This is a genomic window from Hyphomonas sp., from assembly GCF_022844445.1.
Lineage (GTDB): Bacteria > Pseudomonadota > Alphaproteobacteria > Caulobacterales > Hyphomonadaceae > Hyphomonas.
Genome location: NZ_JALHLS010000004.1, coordinates 239,060 through 248,287, shown reverse-complemented (window position 1 = coordinate 248,287; position 9,228 = coordinate 239,060). Strand labels below are relative to the sequence as shown.

The window sequence follows — 9,228 nt, the reverse complement described above, 5'->3', positions numbered from 1 at the left end:
GTCCAACATGGCTGCGGCCTCGGAAGTGCGTGAGGCCGACGCTCTTGCAGGGGCGACCTTGGCGGCGCCCGTCAGAAGGCTGAAGGTCAGGGTTTGAACCTATCCGGATCAAGGAAGGCCGGAGCGCTCACGCGGCGCTCCGGCCTTTTTACTTGCTGAGCACGATCGCCGCATTGCCGAAGGGCGCGCGGTAGCGCTGGAGGCGTTCTGCAGAAATTGTACGCAATCCCGCCACCGGCTCCATGACAACAAACCGGTCGCCCTCATAACCGACCACTACCAGATAATGGTTCAGCATCGCCCGGTTTGTCTTTTCGGACAGCCATGCCGTCCGCGATGTAATGAACTCTGCGGGAAATCCGAGTAGGGGAACGTTCATGCCTGGCAATTGCCAGGTTTGTACGTAGACGGAGGGAAGCTGCAACGGAACAAGCACCGGCCGGCCGGCTTCCAGTTCTGCGAGAACGCCTTCCGCCGCGAGGCGGACGGCGCTCGCCTGCAGGTCATTTGCGGCTGCCAGTTTCAGCAACTCCGCCATCGAGTAGCCGCTGTGCGCATCGGCAGGCGGCATTGCGGCAAATATCTCCGCGCCCGTCGTCGTGCCGACGCCGCGCCAGTAATTTATGACGCTCGCCATCGCATGCGCGCCGCAGGCGGCGCCATTGAACTGGCGGTCATGCGTGACCGGCAAAAGCAATGTCTGTGGAGGGTCAACCGCGGCGCCGAACAGTTCGAAACTGTTATCGCCCGTACGCGCCGCGAAGGCGGCCGGATCAGCGGTAGGGTGTATGGCGCAGGCACTTAAACTCAGTGCCAGCGCCATACAGAAAGCAGATCGCATCCTTAGAGAACGGACGCGACGACCACGACGATGGCGACGAGGCCGATGATCGCCAGGAGGTTATTGCTGGTCATGCCGGCATTATAGGCTTCGGCTTCTTCAGGCGTCAGCAGCTGGATCTCATAGCCCTGCTCCTGATAGGCGCGGACCTGAGCAGCTTCGGCTTCAGAGAGGCCGTAGCGGGCGAGTTCGTCAGCGTTGAAAGACTGCGCTTCGACACTGCGGAACTGTGAAGCGGGCGTTTCGGCGAAAGCAAAAGGCACAGCGACCTGGGTCAGGGCGAAGCCGAGCGCGATCGCGGCGGGAAGACGAGTTTTCATGGGCATTTCCTCTGCGGTTGTTGAAACAAAGCCGTCATTATCTGACTGCAAGCCCTGAAAAGCCCGCAGTATTGGCCCTATCGTCCCCGCAAAATCGGCGGGGTCAAGCCATCTACGCGCCAGAAACCTTGCGGTTCCGCAATATCAGGCGAAATGTTTCGAAAGTTTGAGGCCCTGACCCTGATAATTTGAGCCTTTTCCGCCATAAAGCGCCTTCGGGCGGGCGCCCATCGGCTCATAGATCAGCTTGGCGACCGGCTGGCCGTGCTCAAGAATGAAGGGTACGTCGCGCGAGCGGACTTCCAGCACGGCCCGGCTGCCGGCCTTGTTCATGCCGAAGCCGGGGTCGAAAAAGCCTGCATAGTGGGCGCGGAACTCGCCCAGTTCCGGCGCGATCGGTGCCATCTCTGCAGCTTCGTCCGGGCTCACTTTCACCGTCTCGCGGCTGACAAGGATGTAGAACTCCTCGGGGTTGAGCACGATCCGCCCGTCCTTCGGAAACACCGGCTCCCAGAACTGGCCAGCCTCATGCGCGCCGATCCCGCGCAGGTCGACGATCCCCGAGTGGTGCTTTGCCCGCCAGCCCGCCGGCTGGCCAGGCGGTGGTTCCAGATCGATGGAGACGACCTTCTCTTTGAGGGTTTCCGGCTTCTTCCGCTTGAACCGCATCTGGGCCAGCCGGTCGCCCGGGCGCACCATGATCGGGAAGGTGCGCGGGCTCACTTCCAGATAAAGCGGACCCGAATAGCCCATCGGCACTTCGTCGAACGCGCGGCTCCGGTTGGTCACCAGCCGGGTGAACACGTCGATCCGCCCGGTCGAGCTCTTGGGGTTGGCGCGGGCCGCAAGGCCTGCGGGCAGGCGCAGGGATTCCATTAGCGGTACGAGGTAGACGCAGCCTGTCTCCAGCACGGCCCCCTGACCGGTCAGCTCCACCCGGTGCATCTGGATGCCGGGCTCCTGCAGCATGTCGGCGACTGAGCGGTCTTTACCGGGCAGGAAGCTGGCGCGCAGCCGGTACGCGTCCTCGGCCAGGCGCAGGTCCAGGCTCGCGGGCTGAATCTGTCCGGGCTCGGGCTCAAGGGCACTGCGGATCGCGCCGCTGGCCACCAGTGCCTCGATTTCAAAGTCGGGAAGGACCCCGCTAGTATCAGCCATTACTTGCACCCCATGGGTCATCAGGCATAAGTCCCTCTCCCGGAAACACAAGGACGAGCGCTGACATGGCTGATGCACCCGGCGGTGATGACCCCAAGGGCTGGAAACCTGCGACCCAGGCGGTTCGCGGCGGCCTGATGCGCTCGCAGCATGGCGAGATATCCGAAGCGATCTTCCTCACCTCCGGGTACGCTTACGATTCGGCGGAGCAAGCCGAGGCCCGGATGGCCGGCAAGGAGCCGGGCTTCGTCTATTCCCGCTATGGCAGCCCGACGGGGGAGATGCTGCAGCAGCGACTCGCCCTGATCGAGGGGGCCGAAGCCTGCCGCGTCACCGGCTCCGGTATGGGCGCGATTTCCACCGCCATCATGGCCCCGCTGAAGACCGGCGACCGGGTTGTTGCGGCCACCGCCCTGTTCGGCTCCTGCCGCTGGATCCTCGCCAACCAGATGCCGAAGTTCGGCATCGAGACCGTGTTCGTGGACGGCGCCGATTTGGCTGCCTGGGAGCGCGAGATCGCCAAGGGCTGTCAGCTCGTGCTGATCGAAAGCCCTGCCAACCCGCTGCTCGACGGCGTGGATATCGCAGCTGTTGCCCGGCTGTGCAAACGGGCCGGCGCGCTGCTGGTCGTCGACAATGTCTTTGCAACACCCGTGCTCCAGCGCCCTCTCGAGCTTGGCGCCGATGTCATCGCCTATTCGGCCACCAAGCATATGGACGGGCAGGGCCGCGTCCTCGCCGGCGCGATCCTTGCGACCGACAAGCTGATGAGCGAAGTCTACGATCCCTGGCTGCGCCACATGGGCCCCGCCTGCTCGCCGTTCAACGCCTGGGTCGTGCTAAAGGGGCTCGAGACGATGCAGCTGCGCGTCGAGGCGCAAAGCCGCAACGCCGCGCGCCTTGCCGATACGATCGCCGGTCACCCGGCCGTAGCCGCAGTACGCTATCCGCACCGCAAGGATCACCCGCATTACGAAATACATAAGAAGCAGATGAAGTCCGGCGGCACGCTGCTCGCGATGTCGCTGAAGGGCGGTCAGGCGGAAGCGTTCCGTTTCCTCAATGGGCTGAAGATTGCCGATATCTGCAACAATCTCGGTGATACCAAGACGCTCGCATGCCATCCATCGACGACCACCCACCGGGCTCTCACCGACGCCGAACAGGCAGCGATGGGACTTGATCGCAGCTGGGTGCGTGTATCGGTCGGGCTTGAGGATGTGGAGGATCTTGAGGCAGACTTCCTTGGCGCACTGAGCGCCGTGTAGATTCGCAAAGGTAGCCTAGCCGGATGGCCCGACGCCCCGCGCCTCCGCAGTACGAAGCGGTCACCGAAGGTGTGCGCATCCGTGTGCGCACACGCTTTCTGCACGATGAGTCCGAACCCGGTCGCAGCCGTTACATGTGGTCGTACACTGTGGATGTGGAAAACGAGAGCGACCGGACCTGGACCATCGCGCGGCGCCACTGGCGCATCGTGGATTCGGTTGGCCGGATGCTGGCTGTGGATGGTGAAGGGGTGGTCGGCCAGACGCCGACGCTCGGTCCCGGCGAACGTTTCAACTATTCGTCCGGCACGCCGCTCGCGACGCCTTCGGGCCTGATGAGCGGAACCTATGATCTTGTCGGCGAGAACGGCGAGGAGATGGTCGCGGTGATCCCGACCTTCTCGCTCGACAGTCCCTATGACACATCGCTGCCGAGCTGACAGCGCTCAGTTGTAGGCGTTCGGAATGCCGGGCAGGGGCTCGCCGCCGTCGATGACGCGGAAGTTCAGCGCGATGAATTCCGGCGTCAGCAGAATCTGCAGGTCGCTCGGAGACAGCACGCCTTCCCAGGCTGCAACCTGGTCCGGGCCGCTTTCGGCGTAGAGGACGTTCGCGCCGGCCTGATCGACGAGGATGGCGCCGTACTCCTGAAGGGCGCGCGCCACGACTTTTCCGCCCGGCGAAAGCAGCGTGTTGTCGATGTCATAGTCCGGATTCAGCTGGATGCGTGCACCCATGGGCAGGCCTGTGTAGCGTTGGCCTCCAGCCGACTCGGCGCTGAGATCAGTGCTCGCGGGCGGCACGAACTTGCCGGTCAGGGGCAGCGGGGTTGCAAACGCAAGGGCATGGTCGATGCGCCCGGCTTTCACTTCGTCCACGCGGATGAGGCCGGCGATGAGGGGCGCGCCGGAAGGGCGGGCGCCCGCCGATAGGTCAGCGCGTTCCGCCTTCATCCAGGGGATCGACACGCCGGTGCCTGAGAGGTCAACCGCGGCGCCGAAGCCGGCATGCCAGGCGCCGTCCGGCGACTGCCCGGACTGGCGCATGTCCCAGGCAAGATTGCGCACCGGATCGACGAGCGTGAAATAAGTGCTCTGCGAAGGCGGCGTAGCTGGATCAAATGCGTCGGCTGGGATCGGCACCTGCTCGCGGGGGCCGAAGCCCGGTCCATAGCGTCCTTCATAAAGCGCGCGAACGGTGCGCTTCGGCGCTTTCGCGGAATCGAAGTATTTAACCATCACCGACCATTCGGCGATGTTCACGTAGAATGGGCCGCTCTTGCCGAGTTCGGCCAGCAGAATGTCCGAATTCGGGTCAATCGGGACGTCCGCCGCAATTTTGGTGTTCCACGGGCTGTCCGGCGAGAAGGGGCGCCAACCGGGCGCCGGCTCAGACGCTACGGCCACTGCAGACAGCGGAATTTCGGGCGTCTGGGCGCAGCCGGACGCAATGGCAACGCCCATCAGGGCAATAGCGGGCAACATCTGACGCAACATGGGGAAGGTCTCCGGACTGGGTCTGGGCAATCGAGGTGCAAAAACCCTGCCTCTCGCCCTACACGCGAGTGGACGTGAGAAATCCGAACCAAACAAAAGCCGCGGAAGTCGCCTGCCACGGCCAGTTTCTGGAAGGAAATTTGCAGCGCTGGCTCAGCGTCATGCCGCAGGTGCGCGACCGGCCCGCGAACCGGAAGACGAGGTTGGTGTTGGAGATGACCGGCTGGGTGCCTCAATCATCCGTGAGGTTGCGGCCCCGGCGCGGCGGGGCCCACTTGTCGCTCTGCGAGCGGTCGATCAGCGCGCTGCGCTGGCCGAGGGCCTGTGCAACTGAGACCTGAGGAGCGACCTGGCTTCAAAGCCACACGCTTGTCACGCGGTACTATGGTCAGGCGAGCGGAGGGGTCAGAGCCCCAGCACGGCCTTTGCCATGATGTTGCGCTGGACTTCGTTCGAGCCGCCATAGATCGAGCCGGCCCTGTTGTTCAGGTAGCGCGCCATGCCGGTCACCAGCGCTTCCGGGCCCAGTACCTGCACATTCGCGCCGGGCAGCCAGGCGTCCGGCTGGTAGGGCGCGGCGAAACTACCGAGTGCTTCTACGGATACTGTGTCGATCGCCTGCATGAGCTCGGTGCGCTGCACTTTGAGCATCGAGCCTGCCGGCCCCGGTGGTTGCCCGCTGGTCAGATCCGCGAGCACGCGCTGTTCGGTCGTCTTGATCGCTTCCAGCCTCATCGAGACATCGCCAAGCCGGCGGATCAGGCCGAGGTCAGCGCCGCCATCTTCCAGCACATGCCGGTGCAGGCGTTGTAGCACCGCCTCGAGGCCTGCCGACGATCCACCTCCGCGTTCGAATTCAAGCAGGTATTTTGCCACCGACCAGCCGTCATTCTCCCTGCCGAGGCGCCCGCTCTTGGGCACGCGCACGTCGTCGAAGAATACCTGGTTCAGCTCATGCTCGCCCGCCAGCGTGATGATCGGGTCAACCTTGATGCCCGGCGTCTTCATGTCCAGCAGCAAGAAGGTGATGCCCAGCTGCGGCTTGGCGTCCGGATCCGTCCGTACAAGGCAGAACATCTTGTTCGCGTGGTGCGCGTGTGTCGTCCAGATTTTAGTGCCATTGAGAATATAGTCGTCGCCGTCGCTCACCGCGCGCAGCTGCAGCGAGGCAAGGTCCGATCCTGAGCCCGGCTCCGAATAGCCCTGGCACCAGTAGTCCTCGCCGGACAGGATGCGGGGCAAGTAGTGCGCCTTCTGCTCCGGGGTGCCGTAGCCGATGATGCAGGGGCCCACCATGCCAAGGCCCATCGGCGCGAGGCCTGGCGCGCCCGCGCGCGCGCACTCGGAGGCGAAGATGTAGCGCTGCATTTCGTCCCAGCCGGTGCCGCCATGTTCCTTCGGCCAGGACGGCGCGACCCATCCGCGCTTATGCAGGATGCGCTGCCAGGGCAGCGTAAACTCGGGTTCGATGAACACGCTGGTGGCCAGCCGGCCGGCTGCTGCAAGGTCAGGTGTCAGATTTGCGCCGAGAAACGCTCGCACTTCATCACGGAAGTCGATATCCGCCGCTGTCAGATCTAGGTTCATGCCTGGTTTTTCTCCCGCGCGGTGATTGTGCTTTCCGGAAAGCCGGTCGGCCGTCCCGTCTGCAAGCTGACAGAAATGGCAGGGCGCGCCAATCGCGATGATTTAGGGACGGCGATCTTCAGACCATCCGCCTCGCCGGCTCGCTCGGCTATGTCGGAACGGCCTTCGGAGGCTGCGCAGGGGCAAACGAGGTTTCCAGTCTCCCGGATTTGCACCGATTGGCGTAAAGGTTTTGCAATTCCCGCATGGAACGAAAGGGGCATTGCGAAGGGATTCCTGGCGTGCTCGACGACAAGAGAAAACTAACCATGACGCACATCCCGCCGGGCGCTTTGCCGGTCAGCCTGCTCGGCGGCATCGATGCCGGCGGCACCACGTTCAAGTGCGCCGTCGCCGATTCCTCCGGCCATCTGCTTGATACACGCCGCGTTCCGGTCACTTCGCCGGAGGAAACCATTGGCGCCTGTCTCGGCTTTTTCCGCGAGATCCTCACCCGGCGCGGCGCACGTCTCGCCTGCCTCGGCATCGCCAGTTTCGGGCCTGTGGATGTCGACCCAGCCTCGCCGGACTATGGAACGCTGCTCGCCACGCCCAAGCCTGGCTGGTCCGGCACCCGGCTCACGCAGCGCTTCTTTGCAGGTCTAGGCTCGCCGGTTGTTCTGGATACGGACGTTAACGGCGCCCTGCTGGCCGAGCGGGAACTCGGCGCCGCCAAGGGCATGCGCTCGGCCGCCTATGTCACCATCGGCACCGGCATCGGCGCCGGCCTCTTCGGCCCCGGCGGCTTCCTGTCGAAACCGACGCATCCCGAGTTCGGCCATATCCGCGTCGAGCGCCACCCTGATGATCTCGGCTTCGCGGGCGTCTGCCCGTTCCACGGCGCCTGCCTTGAAGGCCTCGCCAGCGCCACCGCGCTGACCCGCCGCTACGGCGACCCCGCGCTCCTGCCGCGCAATCATCCTGCCTGGGACATCGAGGCCTTCTACCTCGCACAAGCCTGCCTCGCCCTCACGCTGACTGCCCGACCGGAACGCATCCTCCTTGGCGGCGGCGTGATGCTGGCGGACGGTCTGATGCCGAGAGTACGCGCCGCTTTTGCGTCGCTGCTGAACGGTTATCTCGAGCTCTCCGACGCCGATATTGAAACCCTGATCCAGCGCCCGGCCCTCGGCGACGATGCCGGGATGATCGGTGGGGTCACCCTGGCCCGGCAGGCCGTCAACACCGGCAACTGGGACGGCTGACCGTCCAGGTGCCTACCTCGTTAACAACAACGAGCCGAAGACATTTTTGCCGGGTATTTGGGCGAGGTTTCTGACCGCTGGTATGCAACCGGCGGCACAGCCTTTGCATCCAGCCCGCAGATGGACCATGTTCTCGATGAACAAGGTTAACGCGGCCAGAGACAGAAGAAATCCCATGACTGAATTGTCGTTGATCGTGCCGATGTACAACGAAGAGGCCGTATGCGCGAAGTTCTTCGACGCCGTCGTCCCCCTCATCGCGCCGCTTGTGTCCTCCTATGAGATCATCTGTGTGGACGACGGCAGCCGCGACCGCACGGTCGAAATCCTGAAACTGCTCCGTGAGAAAAATCCGAACATCAAGATCCTTTGCCTGTCGCGCAACTTCGGCAAGGAAGCGGCGCTGACGGCTGGCATTGACCATGCCGTAGGCCGCGCTGTCATCCCGATTGACGCCGACCTGCAGGACCCGCCGGAACTCATCGCTGACATGCTCACCCAGTGGCGCGCCGGCGCGCAGGTCGTGCTCGCTCGCCGCGCGGACCGCGCGTCCGACAGTTTCCTCAAACGCACCACCTCATCGCTGTTCTATCAGCTCTTCTCGAAGCTGGCGAAACCAGGCATCCCGCCGAATGTCGGCGACTTCCGCCTGATGGATCGTGTCGTCGTCGATGCGCTGAAGCAGCTGCCGGAACGGGCGCGCTTTATGAAGGGCCTCTTCGCCTGGGTCGGCTTTCGCCAGGTCATTCTCGAGTACACGCGCCCGGAGCGTGCCGCCGGCGAGACCAAGTTCAACTATTGGAAACTCTGGAACTTCAGCCTCGAAGGGATTACCTCGTTCAGTTCGCTGCCGCTGAAGGTCTGGTCCTATTTCGGCGTCGTCGTCAGCTTCCTGGCGATGCTCTACATGGTCTATCTCGTGCTCAACACGCTGATCACCGGCGTCGACACGCCCGGCTATGCATCCTTGATGAGCGTCCAGCTATTCTTCAACGGCATCCTGCTGATCGGCCTGGGTGCTATCGGCGAGTATGTCGGCCGCATCTTCATCGAGACGAAGCGCCGTCCGATCTACCTGCTGAACGAAACCCTGGGTGTGTCCCCGCAGGCGCCTGCCAGCGCTGAGCCCGCGGTCATCCACCGCGCCTGATCGTCAGGCTGGGTTGAAAGCTGGAGCGGGTGAAGGGAATCGAACCCTCGTCGTCAGCTTGGGAAGCTGCTGCTCTACCATTGAGCTACACCCGCGCACGAGGCGAACTTGAGCCGGAACGCCCGTCTGCGCAAGGGCTGATCATATGCCAAGTTTGCAGCCTT

General features: G+C 63.7%; 9 protein-coding genes and 1 tRNA gene. 4 read left to right on the top strand and 6 right to left on the bottom strand.

The window, feature by feature from the left end; genetic code table 11:
- Positions 1 to 148: 148 nt before the first annotated feature.
- The 3 genes from Q0C17_RS07055 to Q0C17_RS07045 all read right to left on the bottom strand — a co-directional run bounded on the left by Q0C17_RS07055 (position 149) and on the right by Q0C17_RS07045 (position 2,319).
- Entirely contained in the window at positions 149 to 823 is a 675-nt protein-coding gene (locus Q0C17_RS07055; RefSeq protein ID WP_291203449.1) for a hypothetical protein, read from the bottom strand.
- A gap of 20 nt (positions 824 to 843) precedes the next feature.
- Entirely contained in the window at positions 844 to 1,161 is a 318-nt protein-coding gene (locus Q0C17_RS07050; RefSeq protein ID WP_291203446.1) for a hypothetical protein, read from the bottom strand.
- A gap of 144 nt (positions 1,162 to 1,305) precedes the next feature.
- The gene (locus Q0C17_RS07045) at positions 1,306 to 2,319 is read right to left on the bottom strand and encodes a 2'-deoxycytidine 5'-triphosphate deaminase (protein WP_291203443.1); all 1,014 of its coding nucleotides are present in this window, start codon (positions 2,317 to 2,319) and stop codon (positions 1,306 to 1,308) included.
- 65 nt (positions 2,320 to 2,384) lie between these two features.
- Between Q0C17_RS07045 and metZ the strand changes: the two genes are divergently transcribed.
- Positions 2,385 to 3,587: an O-succinylhomoserine sulfhydrylase gene (gene metZ, locus Q0C17_RS07040; RefSeq protein WP_291203441.1), complete on the top strand. Its 1,203-nt coding sequence runs from the start codon at positions 2,385 to 2,387 to the stop codon at positions 3,585 to 3,587.
- 23 nt (positions 3,588 to 3,610) lie between these two features.
- Positions 3,611 to 4,027, top strand: a complete 417-nt coding sequence (gene apaG, locus Q0C17_RS07035) for a Co2+/Mg2+ efflux protein ApaG (RefSeq protein ID WP_291203438.1) — start codon at positions 3,611 to 3,613, stop codon at positions 4,025 to 4,027.
- Between the two features lie 6 nt (positions 4,028 to 4,033).
- Here apaG and Q0C17_RS07030 read toward each other — a convergent pair whose 3' ends face one another.
- Complete coding sequence (locus tag Q0C17_RS07030; protein ID WP_291203435.1) at positions 4,034 to 5,083, bottom strand: hypothetical protein; 1,050 nt, start codon at positions 5,081 to 5,083, stop codon at positions 4,034 to 4,036.
- A gap of 405 nt (positions 5,084 to 5,488) precedes the next feature.
- Positions 5,489 to 6,670 (bottom strand): acyl-CoA dehydrogenase family protein, encoded by a 1,182-nt coding sequence (locus tag Q0C17_RS07025; RefSeq protein WP_291203432.1) that lies wholly within the window; start codon positions 6,668 to 6,670, stop codon positions 5,489 to 5,491.
- 308 nt (positions 6,671 to 6,978) lie between these two features.
- On the opposite strand from Q0C17_RS07025, the gene Q0C17_RS07020 reads away from it, so the two are divergent.
- The gene (locus Q0C17_RS07020; protein ID WP_291203429.1) at positions 6,979 to 7,914 is read left to right on the top strand and encodes an ROK family protein; all 936 of its coding nucleotides are present in this window, start codon (positions 6,979 to 6,981) and stop codon (positions 7,912 to 7,914) included.
- Between the two features lie 175 nt (positions 7,915 to 8,089).
- Positions 8,090 to 9,064 (top strand): glycosyltransferase family 2 protein, encoded by a 975-nt coding sequence (locus Q0C17_RS07015; protein ID WP_291203426.1) that lies wholly within the window; start codon positions 8,090 to 8,092, stop codon positions 9,062 to 9,064.
- A 21-nt stretch (positions 9,065 to 9,085) separates the two neighbouring features.
- Here the strand turns inward: Q0C17_RS07015 and Q0C17_RS07010 are convergent.
- Positions 9,086 to 9,159, bottom strand: a tRNA-Gly gene (locus tag Q0C17_RS07010).
- Positions 9,160 to 9,228 lie beyond the last annotated feature (69 nt).

Bases quoted from the DNA above. Each gene is read 5' to 3' on its own strand.
- Q0C17_RS07055 (WP_291203449.1), bottom strand. From the start codon at position 823: ATGGCGCTGGCACTGAGTTTAAGTGCCTGCGCCATACACCCTACCGCT.
- Q0C17_RS07050 (WP_291203446.1), bottom strand. From the start codon at position 1,161: ATGAAAACTCGTCTTCCCGCCGCGATCGCGCTCGGCTTCGCCCTGACC.
- Q0C17_RS07045 (WP_291203443.1), bottom strand. From the start codon at position 2,319: ATGGCTGATACTAGCGGGGTCCTTCCCGACTTTGAAATCGAGGCACTG.
- metZ (WP_291203441.1), top strand. From the start codon at position 2,385: ATGGCTGATGCACCCGGCGGTGATGACCCCAAGGGCTGGAAACCTGCG.
- apaG (WP_291203438.1), top strand. From the start codon at position 3,611: ATGGCCCGACGCCCCGCGCCTCCGCAGTACGAAGCGGTCACCGAAGGT.
- Q0C17_RS07030 (WP_291203435.1), bottom strand. From the start codon at position 5,083: ATGTTGCGTCAGATGTTGCCCGCTATTGCCCTGATGGGCGTTGCCATT.
- Q0C17_RS07025 (WP_291203432.1), bottom strand. From the start codon at position 6,670: ATGAACCTAGATCTGACAGCGGCGGATATCGACTTCCGTGATGAAGTG.
- Q0C17_RS07020 (WP_291203429.1), top strand. From the start codon at position 6,979: ATGACGCACATCCCGCCGGGCGCTTTGCCGGTCAGCCTGCTCGGCGGC.
- Q0C17_RS07015 (WP_291203426.1), top strand. From the start codon at position 8,090: ATGACTGAATTGTCGTTGATCGTGCCGATGTACAACGAAGAGGCCGTA.